The sequence below is a fragment of the Nocardia sp. NPDC101769 genome, assembly GCF_044766925.1.
Lineage (GTDB): Bacteria > Actinomycetota > Actinomycetes > Mycobacteriales > Mycobacteriaceae > Nocardia.
Genome location: NZ_JBIWMX010000033.1, coordinates 25,311 through 42,461 on the forward strand (window position 1 = coordinate 25,311; position 17,151 = coordinate 42,461).

A 17,151-nucleotide genomic window follows, 5' to 3' on the forward strand; every position below is an offset into this window, starting at 1 on the left:
ACAACGACCGGGTCGCCGAACCGACGAATGGAGGACAGGGTGCTGTCGAACATCTTGTATGTCACCGTCTATGTGGCCGATCAGGACCGCGCGCTGCAGTTCTACACCGAAGCGCTCGGTCTGGTGAAACAGGTGGACTACGCCGGGCCCGATGGGCGGTTTCTGACGGTCAAGGCATCCAGGAGCCCCGTGGAGATCATTCTGTGGCAGCTTCCGGAGGCGGCCGGGCAGCCGTCCGGTGGGCCGGAGCTGGTCGCGCCCGGGCCGCTCATTCTCGAATCGGACAATCTGTGGAAGGACTTCGAGGCGATGCGGGAGCGGGGCGTGACATTCATCGATCCAGAACCGGTGGACTATCCGTTCGGGGTGCGCATCGAGGCCATGGACCCGGACGGGAACCGGATCTCACTGCGGCAGCAGCGGCGGGGACGGTAGCGATGACCGAATCCGGCTCGACGGACCCGGTGGCCACGGCCTTCGAGGCGCAACGCGATCGGCTGCGGGCGGTCGCCTACCGCGTCCTGGGCTCGCATGCCGATGCCGAGGACGTGGTCCAGGAGGCGTGGATGCGGCTGGCCCGGCAGGACGCTGCCGCCATCGACAACCTCGCGGGCTGGCTCACCACGGTCGTCGGCCGGATCAGCCTCGATGTCCTGCGCTCGCGCCAGGCCCGGCACGAGTCGTCCTATGACGGTCTGCCCGAGTTCGTGGTCACCGCCGAAGACTGGACCGCCGAACCGGAAGAGTATGTCGCCCTGGCCGATTCGGTGGGCCTGGCGCTGCTGGTGGTTCTGGACTCCCTCGGCCCCAGCGAGCGCCTGGCCTTCGTCCTCCACGACATGTTCGCGGTGCCGTTCGCCGACATCGGCCGCATCCTCGGCAAATCCGCCGACGCCACCAAGATGCTCACCAGCCGCGCCCGCCGGAAGGTCCAGGGCGCCGGCGACCATCCCTCCGCCTCCGGCCGTGAACAACGTGCCGTAACCGAGGCGTTCCGCCGGGCCGCGGTGGGCGGCGACTTCGAGGCGCTCCTTCGCGTCCTCGACCCCGATGTGCGGCTCACCGTCCACACCCCTGGCGGCGTATTCGTCACCCTCGGCGCCACCGAAGTAGCCACGCGCGCACGCAGTTTCTCCGGCGCGGTCACCCGCCACCAGCCGGTCCTGGTCGACAATCTGCCCGGGTACATCTCCTGGCGCGAGGACGGCACCCCGCTATCCGTCATGTCCCTCGCCGTCGCCGGCCACCGCGTCACCGCCATCACCCTGCTCGCCGACCCCCACCGCCTCGCCGCGATGCACCTACCCGGTTCGGCCTGAATCACCGACCGGCCACCTCGAGGCGTCGAGCCCCGATAGGCGGTGAGGTGGCCCCACACCCGGTCGCCGCGATACGGCGGTGTGTGGAAAGAGGTCTCGAAGTCCCGGCCCGAATCCGTCTCGGCCACAATTGCTTCCGCGAACGCTCGCAGGTCGCCGGGTCGGCGTAGCCACGGATCATGACCCACAGTTCGACCAGGAACAGTCCACCGGGCCGGTGCAGCGAGAACATCAGTGAATACGAGCCGGAAACAGCGGCATTGCTCGATGTCAGATCCGTGAACTCGGCGATCATCAGCGCGGTGGCCGATAGTGCTTCGCACTCGACCCGCGCCCGGTCATGGTACTCGCGAGATACCAATTCCCGTACGACTACACCCCTGACGCGCAGGACCGAACATGCTGCCGCCCAGTCGCTTTCACGCTGGTCAGCGGGTGGCAAACGGGAGGCGACAATCGACTTGACGAATTGCGTTCCGCGGTGTCATTATTGAAATGGGAAGACACCGGAATATCGGTGTCGATTTCTTTGCGCCTCTCGACATCTGTTGACCGCGGGTGTAATTTGAGATTTCGCGCCTGGGCGGGTGCTGTCCGACTCTCGAACTGTGAAATGACCGTGGAAGGTCGCGCTATCTGCGTGCGGCTTCATCCACCCGTTGTTGTCGAGCCATGTTCGGGCAGCCGGCGCCGGTGCGCGTGAATTACGCCCACAGGACAAGCAGATACCGCGACCGACCGCCTGCGCGGGCGGCGCGAGGTGCTGGAAGGACGCATTTTGGCAGTCTCGAATCAGACCGAGCGGGTTTCGTTCGCCACGCTGACCGAACCCCTGTCAGTTCCGGATCTCCTGCAGGTGCAGACCGATTCGTTCGGCTGGCTGACCGGCGCGGCCGATTGGCGCGCACGGGTGGCCGCGCACGGCAGCGCGCGTGCCAGCGGGCTGGAGGAGGTTCTCGACGAGATCAGCCCCATCGAGGACTTCGCGGGAACCATGTCGCTGACCCTGTCCGAACCCCGCTTCGAGGACGTCAAGACCTCGATCGAGGAGTGCAAGGACCGGGATCTGACCTACGCGGCACCACTTTTCGTGACGGCGGAGTTCATCAACCACAACACCGGAGAGATCAAATCCCAGACGGTATTCCTGGGCGATTTCCCGATGATGACCGGCACGGGCACCTTCGTCATCAATGGCACCGAACGCGTGGTCATCTCGCAGCTGATCCGCTCTCCCGGCGTCTATTTCGACGAGAGCATCGACAAATCCACCGAGAAGACGCTGTATTCCGCGCGCGTCATCCCCTCCCGTGGTGCGTGGCTCGAGTTCGACGTGGACAAGCGCGACACCGTCGGCGTCCGCATCGATCGCAAGCGCCGGCAGCCGGTGACGGTCCTGCTCAAGGCGCTCGGCTGGACCAGCGAGCAGATCGCCGAGCGCTTCGGCCACTCCGGCATCATGCTGACCTCGCTGGAGAAGGACAACACGCCCGGCGCCGACGAGGCGTTGCTGGACATCCACCGCAAGCTGCGCCCCGGCGAGCCGCCGACCAAGGAGTCCGCGCAGATGCTGCTGGAGAATCTGTTCTTCAAGGAGAAGCGCTACGACCTGGCCCGCGTCGGCCGCTACAAGGTGAACAAGAAACTCGGCATCCACACGACCGAGGCGGTCGGCTCCCCGGTACTCACCGAGGAGGACCTCGTCACGATCATCGACTACCTGCTGCGCCTGCACGCGGGCGAGAAGGTGATGACCGCGCCCGGCGGCATCGAGGTCCCGGTCGAGGTCGACGATATCGACCACTTCGGCAATCGCCGGGTCCGCACCGTCGGCGAACTCATCCAGAACCAGCTGCGGCTGGGCCTGTCACGCATGGAACGCGTGGTGCGCGAACGCATGACGACCCAGGACATCGAGGCCGTGACCCCGCAGTCGCTGCTGAACATCCGGCCGGTCGTGGCGGCGCTGCGGGAGTTCTTCGGCACCTCCCAGTTCTCGCAGTTCATGGATCACCGCAATCCGCTGGCGAGCCTCACCCACAAGCGGCGGCTCTCGGCGCTCGGGCCCGGCGGGCTCAACCGGGAACGCGCCAGCCTCGAGGTCCGCGATGTGCACTACAGCCACTACGGCCGGATGTGCCCGATCGAGACGCCGGAGGGGCCGAATATCGGCCTGATGGGGTATCTGTCGGTGTACGCGCGGGTCAATCCGTTCGGGTTCATCGAGACTCCGTACCGGCGGGTGACCGAGGGCCGGGTGACCGACGAGATCGACTACCTGTCCGCCGACGAAGAGGACCTGCACGTGGTGGCGCAGGCCAACGAACCGCTGGATGCGGCGGGGCGCTTCGTGTCCGATCGAATCGCGGTGCGGCGCAAGAACTCCGAAGTCGAACTGGTTCATGCCGCCGCCGTCGACTACATGGACGTGTCGCCGCGCCAGATGGTGTCGGTGGCCACCGCCATGATCCCGTTCCTCGAGCACGACGACGCCAACCGTGCCCTCATGGGCGCGAACATGCAGAAGCAGTCGGTGCCGCTGATCCGCTCGGAGGCGCCACTGGTGGGCACCGGCATGGAAATGCGGGTGGCGATCGATTCCGGCGATGTCGTACTGAACGAGAAACCCGGTGTGGTGGAGGAGGTTTCGGCCGACTTCATCACCGTCATGCACGACGATGGCACCCGCCGTTCGTACCGCCTGCGTAAGTTCGAGCGTTCGAACCAGGGCACCTGCGCCAACCAGCGTCCGATCGTGGACGAGGGCATGCGGGTGGAGGCCGGGCATGTGCTCGCCGACGGTCCGTGCACCGAGAACGGTGAGATGGCGCTGGGTAAGAACCTGCTCGTGGCGATCATGCCGTGGGAGGGCCACAACTACGAGGACGCGATCATCCTGTCGCAGCGCCTCGTGGAGGACGACGTGCTGACCTCGATCCACATCGAGGAGCACGAGATCGATGCTCGTGACACCAAGCTCGGTGCCGAGGAGATCACCCGCGACATCCCGAATGTCTCCGATGAGGTCCTGGCCGACCTCGACGAGCGTGGCATCGTGCGTATCGGTGCGGAGGTTCGTGACGGCGACATCCTGGTCGGCAAGGTCACCCCGAAGGGTGAGACCGAGCTGACGCCGGAGGAGCGGTTGCTGCGCGCGATCTTCGGTGAGAAGGCGCGTGAGGTGCGTGACACCTCGCTGAAGGTGCCCCACGGTGAGTCGGGCAAGGTCATCGGCGTGCGCGTGTTCTCGCGTGACGACGATGACGATCTGCCCCCGGGTGTGAACGAGCTGGTGCGCGTTTACGTTGCGCAGAAGCGCAAGATCCAGGACGGCGACAAGCTGGCCGGCCGTCACGGCAACAAGGGTGTCATCGGCAAGATCCTGCCGCAGGAGGACATGCCGTTCCTGCCGGACGGCACGCCGGTCGACATCATCCTGAACACCCACGGTGTGCCGCGTCGTATGAACATCGGCCAGATCCTCGAAACCCACCTCGGCTGGATCGGCAAGGCGGGCTGGAACATTCGGCTCACCGACGGCATCCGCCCCGACTGGGCGCAGCGTCTGCCCGCGGAACTGCTTTCCGCACAACCGGATACCAACCTCGCCACCCCGGTCTTCGACGGCGCCCGCACGGAGGAGCTGACCGGTCTGCTCGGCTCGACCCTCCCCAACCGCGACGGCGAGGTCATGGTCGGCGAGGACGGCAAGGCCACCCTCTTCGACGGTCGCACCGGCGAGCCGTTCCCCTACCCCATCGCCGTCGGCTACATGTACATCCTGAAGCTGCACCACCTGGTCGACGACAAGATCCACGCGCGTTCGACCGGTCCGTACTCGATGATCACGCAGCAGCCGCTGGGCGGTAAGGCGCAGTTCGGTGGTCAGCGCTTCGGTGAAATGGAATGTTGGGCCATGCAGGCGTACGGCGCGGCCTACACCCTGCAGGAACTGCTCACCATCAAGTCGGACGACGTGGTCGGCCGCGTGAAGGTGTACGAGGCGATCGTCAAGGGCGAGAACATCCCCGAACCGGGCGTTCCCGAATCCTTCAAGGTCCTGCTCAAAGAACTCCAATCTCTCTGTCTCAATGTCGAAGTCCTCTCCGCAGGCTCCGCCATCGAACTCCAGCAACCCGACGACGACTTCGACCGCGCCGCCACCAATCTCGGAATCACCCTCACCCACAACGAATCCCCCACCATCTCCGACCTGACCAGCTGATCCACGCGGCCGCGTGCCGCGTCCCGGCTCTCCGAGACGCGGCACACGGCTGGTCCGCCATTGCGTGGCCAGGGAGATCGCCCCCGCCCTCCTGCGGAGCGGCGTGTAACCGATCGAGAACGGGTCCCGAAGATCAGGAACGCACGGACCGAGGCAGCGAGCGTTCGTCGATCCGGAAGTCGTTGGCGGCCGCGGTGTGACCAGGCTCATGCCGGCGCGGGGCCGAGTCCCCGGTCGCGGCAAGTGTGATGCTTGTCGGATTCCCTCGGCGGTAGACCGATCGTCATACTTGATGCTGTTTTCGTGGCGAGCGGTTGTTGCTCGCCGTCGCAGTCGGATGCTGGGACCGCCCAGGGGTGCGGTTAGGGGTTCCCGGCAGTTCTGGAGATCAGGAGGGTTGATGGATCGCCGTCGAGTGGCAATCGGGATTGTTGTCACCGGTCTCGCATTGAGTGCTCCCGCCGTGGCCGGGGGCGCCGGCTCGGCCGGGGCGGCGCCGGTGGCCGAGGGGTGCCATAGCGGTACCCGGGTTCCCACCTCGGACCCCCACGAATACGACTCGTGCATCGCGGGCGAGTGGGGCAATGTGCGGCGGTGCCCGCCGTTCACGATCGTCGATCAGACCGTGGACGGCGACATCCGCTGCGTGAACGAGTGACGTTCGCGCCTGCGGCACACAGGTTCTGGGGATCGGTCTCCGGCCCCGCGCACACCTGACGGGCGCTAGCCGGCGGGGACCACCCGGGGCGCGGCCAGGCATTCCTCGACGAGCCGGACCGCGTCGGGCAGCTCGATGTGGTCTTCCGGGTAGGCCCCGAGATGGCCGCCGTCGGGGAGGATGGTGGCGACCGAGCCCAGCTCGCGGATCAGAACGGCCACGTGTTCGAGCGGGTCGGGCGCGTTGACCGGGTCGTCGATGGCCTGGAGCACCCGGAACTGCTTGGCGGCGGCACGGATTCGCGTCCAGTCGAAGTCACCCGCGAAGAAGCTCGCGAGCAGGTCGTAGCCGACCTCGTGGACCGAGGCCGAGACCAGGACGACACCGGCGAAGACCCCCGCGGCCGGATCGTACGCCTCGAGCACGCGCAACACATTGACCGCACCGATGCTGTGACCGACCAGCACGGTGTCCTCGGGCCGGCTCGCGGCAGCGGCCGACGCCAACGCCTCGCGCCACGGATCACGCTGCGGCGCATCCGTATCCGGCAGGTCGGGGATGACTACCCGATGCCCCCGGCCGGTCAGTTCGGCGCGGAAGGGGGGAAACCAGACGCTGTCCGCGCGGGCTTGCAGTCCGTGCGAGACCACGATGGTGCTCACTGCTCGATAGTCCTCTCGTCGTCGTTCCGACCATCGAGCCTGTACGACGACACTGGCATTCGACTGGCAAGGCCCCGCCGCCGTGCCGGGCGGGGGCGGTACGCCGCTATTGTGCTGCGGCGCTGATGATCTCGGTGACTACGGCCGGGCCGGACTGGTGGATGGCGTGACTGCCGGGTGTTTCGTGGATCTTCTTCGCGCCCGTGCGCTCGGCCGTCGAGAGCTGGGCGCCGGTCGCCTTCTCTTCGACACTGATCGGACAGGACCGAAACCAGGAGCCGGGCGAGCGCCGGGAATCCGTCAGATGACGTACGTATGCCGTTGCAGGGCATCACGCAGCGCACCGCGGCGGGTGATCCCGAGCTGTGATCGTCCAGCGGCTCGACCTCCCGGATCCGAAACCCGCTGCGCGTGAACGCATCACCGGCATCGGAGCGCACCGCCGCCAGCAGCCGGATATGTCTCCCAGGCGGCGCAGGGCGTAGATCAGCACCATGCTGCCGGCCAGACCCAGCCATTGCACGTCGTCGACCATCAGCAGCACCGGACCGCCCTCGGTGCCGGCCCAGACCCGCAGCAGCGCAAGGGTTGCCGAGCCGGCGAGCAGGGTCGTGGGCAGACTGCCCGGCTCCGGCCTCATGATCACGCGCATGGCATCCCGGTGCGACACCTCGAGCCGGTCGAGGTATCCGGCCATCGGTTGCAGTAGTTGGCTCGAGGCGCCGAACCGTAGGCCCGCCTCGAATTCCAGGGCGGCCGCAGGCAGCACCCGGGTACCGTTCCAGGCCGCGATCTCGGCGGCCGCGTCCAGCAGCACGGTCTTGCCGACCCCGGCCTCACCGTTGAGCACCAGCACGATGTCATCGCCCGGGACGCCGGTGACGAGGGCGGAGATCACCTCGATATCGACCGCCCGATCGACCTGCATCCGCCACCGCTCTCCCACCGCACCACATCGTCCCGATCATTCCGACCACGCGGCATTCCAGGCCCGCACATTTCGGGGAATACCCGGCGAATCCGCCCACTCGGTGGGCGCAGGTGCGAGCAGGGTGCCGCCCGTGAATTGCACCGCGAGCTGGGCATCGACGGTTTGGCGCGTGAGGTGGCGACAGCGGGCAATTCCGACCGCCGAAACCGGGCGCTGATCGGGCAAACTCCTGGAGATCCAACAAGTGAGCGCACGCTCAGGACATTTGACCAGTTGCCTATGAATTGCCAAGAGGGCCGATACGTTACATCAAACCCTTTGTTACACATATCAACTCGAATAGCTCCGAGGTGACCATCCCCACAGCACCGAAACGGCGATTCCGGTTGAACGCCCAACCTGGAATCCGTAAAGTTACTCACTAGTTAGGCACGAAGGTGTTCCTACCTCGGCCCGACATTCTGCTAGGGGGCCAATCACATACCGTCCGCATCCACCGACGCATGTCGGACGAACACCGTTGGATACCAACAGGTTCGTATTTAAGGAGGGGACGATGGTTTCCTACATCGTCACGGGCGGAACCGGATTCCTGGGCCGGCGCGTTGTCGCCGCGCTGCTGGAGCGCGACCCGGAGGCCGTGGTCCACGCACTGACGCGTGAGGCCTCGGTGGCCAAACTGCGCGAGCTGGCGGCCGGCTGGGGCGCCGAGGATCGGGTGTTCCCACTGGTCGGAGACCTGGCCGCGCCGGGACTGGGCCTGCCGGCGGGCGCCGGCGGCCGTTTCGCGGAGGCCCCCCGGGCCGATCACATCATCCATCTCGGCGCGGTCTACGACATGACCGCCGACGCCGAGGTCACCTACGCCGCCAATGTGCAGGGCACCCGCTCGGTCATCGACCTGGCCCTGGAACTCGGCGCGGTCCTGCACCACGTCTCGTCGGTCGCGGTCGCGGGCGATCACAAGGGCAAGTTCTTCGAGGACGATTTCGACCTCGGTCAGGGCCTGCACTCCCCCTATCACCGCACCAAGTTCGAGGCCGAGAAGATGGTCCGGGAGGCCGCGGGCCTGCGCTGGCGGGTGTACCGCCCGGCCATCGTGGCCGGCGACTCCCGCACCGGCGAGATGGACAAGATCGACGGGCCGTACTACTTCTTCCCCGCCATCGCGGGGCTGGCGGCGCTGCCCTCGGAGCTGCCCCTGCCGATCCCCGACCTGGGCGCCACCAATATCGTTCCGGTGGACTACGTGGTCGACGCCATGGTCGAGCTGATCGGCAAGCCCGGGCTCATCGGCCGCACCTTCCACCTCACCAATCCGGAACCGCAGCCGTTCACCGAGATCTACAACGCGCTCGCCCGCGCGGCCGGCGCGCCGACCGCCATCGGCACCGTGCCGGGCTCGCACACCGCGCTCAACGCCCTCGGCGGGTTGCCGGGCGTCCCCGCGGTGCGGGACTTCCTGCTGGAGCGCTTCGGCATTCCCGCCGAGGTGGCCCCGCACACCTCCTTCGAGTCGACCTTCGTCTCCGAATCCACCCGGGCGCAGCTGCGTGGCAGCGGCATCGAGGTGCCGGCGTTCGAGGACTATGCCGCCACCCTGTGGAAGTACTGGCGCGCCAACCTGGATCCGGATCGTGCCCGCCGCATCGAGGGCGATCGCCTCGCGGGCCGCATCGTGCTGATCACCGGCGCGTCCACCGGCATCGGCCTGGCGACCGCGCACGCGGTGGCCAAGCGCGGCGCGACCGTGCTCATGGTGGCGCGCACCGAGGAGGACCTGAACGCCGCGGCCGCCGAGGTGCGGGCGGAAAGCGGTGCGGCGCAGGCGTACATCTGCGACATCACCGACGAGAAGTCGGTGGAGCTGCTGGTCAAGCAGGTGCTGGCCGATCACGGGCACGTCGACTACGTGGTGAACAACGCGGGCCGCTCGATCCGCCGCTCGGTGCTCAACTCCACCGATCGCATGCACGACTTCGAGCGGACCATGGCGGTCAACTACTTCGGCGCGGTGCGGCTCATCCTGGCGCTGCTGCCGTCCATGCGGGAACGCCGCTTCGGGCACTTCGTGAACATCTCCTCGATCGCGGTGCAGACCAAGGTGCCGCGGTTCGCGGCGTACGTGGCCAGCAAGTCGGCGCTGGACAACTTCAGCGAGATCGCGGCGGTCGAGAACGCCGACGCCGGAATCACCTTCACCTCGGTGCGCATGCCGTTGGTGCGCACGGCCATGATCGCGCCGACCGACCTGTACAAGTCCATCCCGGTGCACAGCCCGGATCAGGCGGCCGACATCGTGGTGCGCGCGCTCGAGCACCGGCCCAGCCGCATCGACACCCCCATCGGCACCTTCGCCCAGTTCGTCGACACGGTCATGCCCTCGGTGAAGCGCGCCATTCTGCACCAGGGCTTCCGGATGTTCGGCGAGTCCAAGGCCGCGCGCACGCCGGCGCCGCTCGCCCCGGCGAGTACCGAAACCGGCACGGAGAACGCCGAAACCGCCACGGAGAAGCCGGAATCGCGCAGCCCGCTGCTGGCGCTGGCGCCGATCGTGCAGCCGCTCATGGGCCTGCCCGCCCCGGCCGCACGCATCACCAACCGCATTCCGGGTCTGAACTGGTAATCAGCCCGTCCGCCGACACGGTTCGGCCCCGGTGTGGAACAGCACACCGGGCCGGCCGTTGTTCGGTATCCGCGGTCCGGTGGTGGTCGAGGCCCCAAGTGCCGTGACACCTGACGCCCCCCGGAACCGCGGATACCCGGACCCGCTCCGGGGTCTCGTCAGCAAGTCCACGAGACCGCCCGGGAGCCGGGCCCTTTCCCCTCCCCGGGGTCAGATGCGGTCCGCGGCGAAGTTCGCCGCGTCCACCAGATCGCTGCCGTAGGCGACGTGCGCGTTGGCGTCGACGCCGGAGCCGCAGATGGGATCGCCGCGGGTGCACCAGTCCCCGGTGCGGAACTGGTACGCGCCGGGCACATTCCAGCCCAGGCCGCGCATGGGGTCACCGAACAGCAGCACCGCGGCGACGCGCTCGCCGAGGTAGTCCGGCAGCTGCACGCGGCCCGGATACCAGGACACCACGCCGGTGCCCAGTGCCGCGTGCACGACCGCCGCACCCTGCGAGTAGCCGATCAGGACGAACTCCTGGCCCGGGCAGGCCGCGGCCGCAGCGGCCAAGTGCCCCACCAGATCCGCGCTCCCCGCGCCCACATCGAACGAATAGTCGGCGGGGTAGTTCACGCGATAGGAACTTGTCGAAACGGGCAACCGATCCTGCAGCATGCCGTAGAGCGGATCGCCGATCTCGACGCCGAGCCAACCGGGTTCGCCTGTGCCCCTTGCCACTACGACGTCCACGGCGGCGCATCCCTCGTCCGCATGGGCTCTCGCTGGTGGAACGAACACGGTCGCGATCGTCAGCATGATCGCGAGACCCCGAGCCGTACGCCATTTTCCAGGCAGCAATACCTTCCGGTCGCCCATTGTCCTCACCTCTCACGTCGTTGTGAGAAGCCCAGTGACTCTTGTCATTGACTAGAGACCGATCACCGGGCCATGTGACCCAAGGTAGGAAGGGTCCAGGAGGGCGGCAACGAATTCTACTGGAGAGACACCTGATTGGTACCCAAACGTTTCATCATGAAACTTGTTATCTACGTGCTACTTTGGGGCTACGAATCGGCCACGTACGGAATCCGAACCACACCGCGAACCACACGCAAAATGAAACTAGTTCTCATAGTGTGTTGGTATGGAACGACTTACCGGACTCGACGCGAGCTTCCTCTATCTCGAAACGGACACCCAACTCCTGCACGTCTGCGCAATGCTGATACTCGACCCCGCCGCCGACGGGGCGAGCTACGAGCACGAGGCCTTCAAGGCCGAACTCGGACGGCGGCTGCACCTCATCCCGGCCATGACCCGGCGGCTGCACGCGGTGCCGCTCAACCTCGATCATCCGGTCTGGGTGCGGGATTCGAACTTCGACCTGGACTACCACGTGCGCCGGCTCGCGCTGCCGGCCGGTGCCGGGGACCGGGGACTGGCCGAACTGGCCGCCGACATCGCCGGACGGCCCCTAGACCGCGGCCGGCCGCTGTGGGAGATGTGGGTGGTCGAGGGCCTGCCGCACGGCAAGGTGGCGGTCATCTCGAAGTACCACCACGCCATCGTGGACGGCATCACCGGCACCAACATGATGATGCACCTGTGCGATGTGCAGCCGGGTGTGTCCTACACCCCGCCCGCCGAGATCGCCCCGGCCGAAACGGAACCCAATGATCTGCAGCTGGCCGGGGAGGCGCTGCTGAAGCTCCCCGGCCGGCTCGGGATGGTCGGCATGGTGCCCAGGACCGTCGGCATTCTGGGTGGTCTGGTGCAGCGGCGGCGAGGCAACGGCAGCCGCGGCATGCCCTTGCCCTTCACCGCGCCGCGCACGCCGTTCAATCGGGCAATCACCCCGCATCGCGCCATCTCCTTCGTGCAGACCGAGCTGTCGGATATCAAGGAGATAAAGACCGCCTTCGGGGTGAAGGTCAACGACGTGGTGCTGGCGGTGGTCGGCGGCGCGCTGCGCAGCTACCTCGAGGTGCACGACGAACTGCCCGAAACCTCGCTCATGGCCTCGGTTCCGGTGTCCACGCACGAGACCTCACGCCACGAGGAGGGCACCAACAAGGTGTCGACCATCTTCGCGCGGCTCTACACCGAGATCGAGGATCCAGTGGCGCGGGTGCTGGCCATCGCCGAGGACAACCGCGGGGCCAAGGAGGAGCACAATCTGATCGGCGCAGACTTCCTCCAGGACTGGGCGAAGTACGCGCCGCCCAACACCTTCCAGCTGGCCGCGCGGGCGTACTCCTCGCTCAAGCTGGCCGAGCATCACCCGGTGGTGTACAACCTGGTGGTGTCGAATGTGCCCGGGCCCAACTTCCCCATGTACTTCCTGGGGGTCCGGGTGGCGTCGATGTATCCCTTCGGGCCGGTGTTCCACGGCGCGGGACTCACCGCCACCGTGATCTCCAACAACGGGCACCTGGATTTCGGGTTCATCGCCTGCAAGGAACTGGTGCCGGATGTGGGCACCATCGCCGACGCCGTCCCCGAGGTGATCACCGCGCTGCTCAAGGCCGCGCGCGAAAAGGCCTGACCCGGGCCCGAATCCGCTACACCCGATCCACCACCGATTGAACGGCCTCGAGGAACACCGGGACAAAGACGTCCGCCTCGAGTGCGCAGGCCGCGTGACCGGCCTTGGCGAGGAAGATCTCCGCCCCCGGAATCGCCTTCGCCATCTCCAGCTGACGGAAGACGGGCAGCGCCCGATCCCGCGTGGTGATCACCACCGCCGTCGGCACTTTCAGGGTCGGTAGCCAGTCCGATGCATCGAAACGCCCCAGCACCGCGAGCGCCTGTGCGAGCGCCCAGCCGCTGGTGGCCCGCAGTTCCGTCATGGCCCAGCGATCCATCCGGCCCACCGGCCACGAGGATTCCGGCAGCGTGGGCAGTTTGTCGCGGCGCAGTTCGGCGCGGCGGAAGGACCATTCGGAGAACAGCGTGGCAGTGGCCGACCAGCCGCGATGGAAGGCGCGCTCGCGCCACTTCTCTTGGAAACGGTACGTGGTGGCGGCCAGCACCAGCCCGCCCACGCGATCCGGGTGCCGGTGCGCGGTCAGCTGGGCGATCACGCCGCCCATGGAATAGCCTGCGAGAACAGGGCGTTCGACGCCGACCGCATCGGCGACGGCGACGACGTCATCGGCCAGATCGTCGAGATCGAAACGCTCGGAACGGATTCCGTGACCGTGCCAGCGCTGATCGAACAGAACCACGCGGTAGCGCTCGTTGAGTTCACGCAGGCACGGGAACCAGTTGAGCATGGCGGTGGTGGCCATGCCGTGCAGCAGCAGCACGGTCGGCGAGTCCGCGGCCGGACCCGGCAGGTCGACCACGTAGGTCGAGCCGCGGCCGGGCAGCTCCACCATCGCACCCTGCGGCACCTCGGTCAGCCGGGAGATGCGCGGCGAGAGCCGCCGGCCACGGCGGGGCGCGGCGGCGGGCATGGTCAGGTCCGAGCTGGGGTTCGTCATCGAAGGCCTCCCGGCGCACCGCTTCGGCGGTCGAAATGGAACACGTTTCACTTGATGATGCCATACCGGGGCCGGACCTGCGGGTTACGGTTTGCAGGCGTCCGGGGCGACGACTGTGGTCACGACCACCGGAGCGGTCGACGGGGGCGCGGTGACGGGCGGGTCGGCGGGGATCTCGTAGAGGTGAATTCCGGTACGGCGCACCTGCCCCGGATCCAGGGCGACGCCCGAGACGAAGGCGGCGTGACCGTAGATATCGGTCACCTCGGCCGTGAAGGGGCCCGGACCCAGACCGGAGAGGTTCCAGTAGTTATCGCTGCCACGCCGCAGGGGCCGGTAGTCACCGCTCGAGGCGGGACGCAGCGCGACCTGCTGGATGGGATTTCCGGTGCCGGAGAACAGGATTCCGATCCAGCTGGGCGAGGAGCCCGGCTGCACGCGGTAGAAGAGTTCGGGAGCCGGATCGGGGTCGCGCACCTGGCTGACCCGGATCTGCGCGACACCGTCGTCGGCCTTGGCGATGGCCTCGAAAGCCGAACGGCTCAAATCATATTGATCCGGGCCGCAACCGGGACAGCGGTCCACGACCTGGGCGCGGACGCTGCCGAGCGGGCCGTCGATATCGACGTAGGAGCCGCAGGGGGCGGAACCGTCGTACTGACCGGTCGGGACCCCGACGTAGTAGCCGTCCAGCGGCAGATCGGGCAGCGAGCATGCCACGCCCTGATCGAAGGCGTAAAACAGGGCCTCGCCCCGTTCCGGGGCCGGTTGCGACTCCTGGATTTGAATCTGCTGGGGAGTAACCGAACTCAGCGCAGCAGCGGCGGGAAGCGTGATGTCGGTTGTGGCGGGCAAGGCCGTCGTACAACTGAGCGACTGCGGTCTTATCCACCACGTGGCCAGACCTACCACCACCGATCCCACCAGAATTGTCCACAACCATGGCCTGCCAGAATGAACCTGTTCGTTTCCGGTGCGGTGCATGGCCGATCCCCAACCCTCCGTATTATATTTGCTGAATCGATGCTGCACTCCTCCCCAGGAAAGCAGCCAACGCCGTTTCACCGGGCTCGAATCGGAAAGTCAGAGTGAAATAGGCGGCGTGTTGCCGGTGTGTCCTGGAGTTAGAACCGCAGTCCAGGGCGCTTCGTATGTCCGTGTATCCCGCATCTCCGGATGCCCGATCGCCTCAGGAGACCGCCGCCATGGCCGAGCTCGCGCCCTTCTACCGGCAGGTCCAGTCCCACTACGACCTATCGGACGCCTTCTACGCACTGTTCCTCGACCCGACCATGACCTACAGCTGCGCCTACTTCGACCGCGCGGGCATGAGCCTGGAGGAGGCCCAACTGGCCAAGATCGATCTGACCCTGGGGAAGCTGGGACTCGAGCCCGGCATGACACTGCTCGACGTCGGCTGCGGGTGGGGGTCGACCATGATCCGTGCGGTGCTGACCTACGGGGTGCGGGTGATCGGATTGACCCTGAGCCGCAACCAATTCGAGTCGGTCCAGGCCCAGCTGCGGGAACTCGGCATCTCCGAAGCCGAAGTGCGGCTGCAGGGCTGGGAGGAATACGAGGGCACCGCCGATCGGATCGTCAGCATCGGTGCCTTCGAGCACTTCCGCAAGGAGCGGTATGCGGAATTCTTCACGCGGTGCCATCGGATGCTGCCCGCGGACGGACGCATGCTGCTGCACACCATCATCGGACGTACCGTGGCCGAGCTGCGGTCCGCCGAGATTCCGGTCACCCGCGAGGATGCGCTGTTCCACATCTTCGTCAAGCGGGAGATCTTCCCCGGAGGCCAACTGCCGCAACCCGATACGGTCCCACGGGAGGCGGAGGCGGTAGGCTTCCGGACCTCGCGGATCCAGTCGCTGCGGCCGCACTATGCCAAGACCCTCGACCTGTGGGCAGCGGCGCTGGAGTCGCACCACGACGAGGCGGCCCGGATCACCTCCGAGGAGGTCTACCAGCGGTATATCCGGTACCTGACCGGGAGTGCGCACTACTTCCGGGCGGGCCACCTGGACGTCATGCAGTTCACCCTCCAGAAGTAGGCACCAGGACCGCTGCGCCCGCGAATCGCCCGTGGGCCAGATCCCCGAGGGCCCGGTCGGCGGCCTCGAGCGGGTAGGGATGAACGGTCACCTCGAGGCGATGCTCGCCCGCGAAAGCGAGGAAATCCCACGCGTCCTGCCGAGTATTGGCGGTGACCGATCGAATCTCCCGCTCCTGGAACAGATGTCGCTGGTAACTCAGCGGCGGAATGTCGCTGAGGTGGATTCCGGCGATCGACAGCACCCCACCGCGATCCAGCGCCGCCAGGGCGGGCAGCACCAGATCGCCCACGGGCGCAAAGAGAATCGCCGAATCGAGCGGTTCGGGGGGTGCGTCGGCGGCACCCTGCGCCGAGGCCGCGCCCAGCTCCAGCGCGAGCTCCTGGGCCTCCTTGTCACGGGTCATCACATGGACTTCCGCACCCTGCGCCAGCGCCACCTGCGCAGCCAGATGGGCGCTCCCGCCGAAGCCGTAGATACCGAGACGTCCACCCTGTGGTACCGCCGCCCGTCGCAACGCTCGGTACCCGATGATGCCCGCACACAGTAGCGGTGCGAGCTCGGCATCGGCGTACCCGCCGGGCAGGGGTAGCGCGTAATCCGCTGGTACAGTGGCGAATTCGGCGTATCCGCCGTCGGCGTCCCAGCCGGTGTAGCGCGACTCGGGGCACAGATTCTCGGCACCCCGGCGGCAGAATCGGCACACGCCGCAGGTGTGGCGCAGCCAGGCGATCCCGACCCGGTCGCCCACCAGGATCTCGCCGTCCACCCCTTCCCCCGCCTCGACGACCTCACCGACGACCTCGTGCCCGGGGACCACACCCCGCCGGTGCACCGCCAGATCGCCCTCCGCGACGTGCAGGTCGGTGCGGCACACACCGCACGCCAGCACCCGCACGAGCAACTCTCCCGCTGCCGGTTCGGGCACCGGGAGCTCATCGAAGATCACGGGCCGTTCATCGATCGGCCCCGGGCGCTCGACCCGCCAGGCTCTCATCGTCGCCATCTCCTCAGTCTCCTCCCCGGCAACGGCTGGCGACGGCACCCGCGCCGACCTGATTCCCGGGGCCCGGAGTGGGTGATGCCCGAGGCCCTGACCCTGGGTTTCGGCGTGCACATCGTCGGCGACCGGCTGCCCTCGGACAAGCCCCGGAAAAGACCGGGGCGACGATCGGCCCGAGACCAGTTATTCTGCAG

The 17,151-nt window shown here is 67.1% G+C and carries 13 protein-coding genes; 7 read left to right on the forward strand and 6 right to left on the reverse strand.

Annotated elements, in window-relative coordinates; translation table 11 throughout:
* Positions 1–39: 39 nt before the first annotated feature.
* The 4 genes from ACIRRA_RS36365 (at position 40) to ACIRRA_RS36380 (ending at position 6,202) form a co-directional block, all read left to right on the forward strand.
* Positions 40–435: a VOC family protein gene (locus tag ACIRRA_RS36365; protein ID WP_402777760.1), complete on the forward strand. Its 396-nt coding sequence runs from the start codon at positions 40–42 to the stop codon at positions 433–435.
* A gap of 2 nt (positions 436–437) precedes the next feature.
* A complete protein-coding gene (locus ACIRRA_RS36370) occupies positions 438–1,319 on the forward strand; it encodes a sigma-70 family RNA polymerase sigma factor (protein WP_402777763.1) in 882 nt (293 codons plus the stop codon).
* A 760-nt stretch (positions 1,320–2,079) separates the two neighbouring features.
* Complete coding sequence (locus ACIRRA_RS36375; protein ID WP_402777766.1) at positions 2,080–5,544, forward strand: DNA-directed RNA polymerase subunit beta; 3,465 nt, start codon at positions 2,080–2,082, stop codon at positions 5,542–5,544.
* A 400-nt stretch (positions 5,545–5,944) separates the two neighbouring features.
* The gene (locus ACIRRA_RS36380; RefSeq protein WP_402777768.1) at positions 5,945–6,202 is read left to right on the forward strand and encodes a hypothetical protein; all 258 of its coding nucleotides are present in this window, start codon (positions 5,945–5,947) and stop codon (positions 6,200–6,202) included.
* 65 nt (positions 6,203–6,267) lie between these two features.
* Here ACIRRA_RS36380 and ACIRRA_RS36385 read toward each other — a convergent pair whose 3' ends face one another.
* A complete protein-coding gene (locus ACIRRA_RS36385; protein WP_402777771.1) occupies positions 6,268–6,864 on the reverse strand; it encodes an alpha/beta fold hydrolase in 597 nt (198 codons plus the stop codon).
* Between the two features lie 331 nt (positions 6,865–7,195).
* A complete protein-coding gene (locus ACIRRA_RS36390; protein WP_402777774.1) occupies positions 7,196–7,792 on the reverse strand; it encodes an ATP-binding protein in 597 nt (198 codons plus the stop codon).
* A 559-nt stretch (positions 7,793–8,351) separates the two neighbouring features.
* Between ACIRRA_RS36390 and ACIRRA_RS36395 the strand changes: the two genes are divergently transcribed.
* Positions 8,352–10,421: an SDR family oxidoreductase gene (locus tag ACIRRA_RS36395; protein WP_402777777.1), complete on the forward strand. Its 2,070-nt coding sequence runs from the start codon at positions 8,352–8,354 to the stop codon at positions 10,419–10,421.
* A gap of 210 nt (positions 10,422–10,631) precedes the next feature.
* On the opposite strand, the gene ACIRRA_RS36400 is transcribed toward ACIRRA_RS36395, so the two are convergent.
* Entirely contained in the window at positions 10,632–11,282 is a 651-nt protein-coding gene (locus ACIRRA_RS36400) for a cutinase family protein (RefSeq protein WP_402777780.1), read from the reverse strand.
* A 268-nt stretch (positions 11,283–11,550) separates the two neighbouring features.
* Here ACIRRA_RS36400 and ACIRRA_RS36405 point away from each other — a divergent pair, with 268 nt between their 5' ends.
* A complete protein-coding gene (locus ACIRRA_RS36405; protein ID WP_402777783.1) occupies positions 11,551–12,951 on the forward strand; it encodes a wax ester/triacylglycerol synthase family O-acyltransferase in 1,401 nt (466 codons plus the stop codon).
* A gap of 16 nt (positions 12,952–12,967) precedes the next feature.
* Here the strand turns inward: ACIRRA_RS36405 and ACIRRA_RS36410 are convergent, their stop codons facing one another.
* Together ACIRRA_RS36410 and ACIRRA_RS36415 are read right to left on the reverse strand one after the other, a co-directional pair.
* Positions 12,968–13,891: an alpha/beta fold hydrolase gene (locus tag ACIRRA_RS36410; protein ID WP_402777786.1), complete on the reverse strand. Its 924-nt coding sequence runs from the start codon at positions 13,889–13,891 to the stop codon at positions 12,968–12,970.
* An 84-nt stretch (positions 13,892–13,975) separates the two neighbouring features.
* A complete protein-coding gene (locus ACIRRA_RS36415) occupies positions 13,976–14,746 on the reverse strand; it encodes an expansin EXLX1 family cellulose-binding protein (RefSeq protein WP_402777789.1) in 771 nt (256 codons plus the stop codon).
* 350 nt (positions 14,747–15,096) lie between these two features.
* Between ACIRRA_RS36415 and ACIRRA_RS36420 the strand changes: the two genes are divergently transcribed.
* Positions 15,097–15,954 (forward strand): cyclopropane mycolic acid synthase family methyltransferase, encoded by an 858-nt coding sequence (locus ACIRRA_RS36420; RefSeq protein ID WP_402777792.1) that lies wholly within the window; start codon positions 15,097–15,099, stop codon positions 15,952–15,954.
* Here the strand turns inward: ACIRRA_RS36420 and ACIRRA_RS36425 are convergent.
* Positions 15,938–16,951 (reverse strand): zinc-binding alcohol dehydrogenase family protein, encoded by a 1,014-nt coding sequence (locus ACIRRA_RS36425; RefSeq protein ID WP_402778001.1) that lies wholly within the window; start codon positions 16,949–16,951, stop codon positions 15,938–15,940. The two genes, ACIRRA_RS36420 and ACIRRA_RS36425, sit on opposite strands and share 17 nt — an antisense overlap.
* Positions 16,952–17,151 lie beyond the last annotated feature (200 nt).

Bases quoted from the DNA above. Each gene is read 5' to 3' on its own strand.
- ACIRRA_RS36370 (WP_402777763.1), top strand. From the start codon at position 438: ATGACCGAATCCGGCTCGACGGACCCGGTGGCCACGGCCTTCGAGGCG.
- ACIRRA_RS36380 (WP_402777768.1), top strand. From the start codon at position 5,945: ATGGATCGCCGTCGAGTGGCAATCGGGATTGTTGTCACCGGTCTCGCA.
- ACIRRA_RS36390 (WP_402777774.1), bottom strand. From the start codon at position 7,792: ATGCAGGTCGATCGGGCGGTCGATATCGAGGTGATCTCCGCCCTCGTC.
- ACIRRA_RS36395 (WP_402777777.1), top strand. From the start codon at position 8,352: ATGGTTTCCTACATCGTCACGGGCGGAACCGGATTCCTGGGCCGGCGC.
- ACIRRA_RS36400 (WP_402777780.1), bottom strand. From the start codon at position 11,282: ATGGGCGACCGGAAGGTATTGCTGCCTGGAAAATGGCGTACGGCTCGG.
- ACIRRA_RS36405 (WP_402777783.1), top strand. From the start codon at position 11,551: ATGGAACGACTTACCGGACTCGACGCGAGCTTCCTCTATCTCGAAACG.
- ACIRRA_RS36410 (WP_402777786.1), bottom strand. From the start codon at position 13,891: ATGACGAACCCCAGCTCGGACCTGACCATGCCCGCCGCCGCGCCCCGC.
- ACIRRA_RS36420 (WP_402777792.1), top strand. From the start codon at position 15,097: ATGGCCGAGCTCGCGCCCTTCTACCGGCAGGTCCAGTCCCACTACGAC.
- ACIRRA_RS36425 (WP_402778001.1), bottom strand. From the start codon at position 16,951: ATGAGAGCCTGGCGGGTCGAGCGCCCGGGGCCGATCGATGAACGGCCC.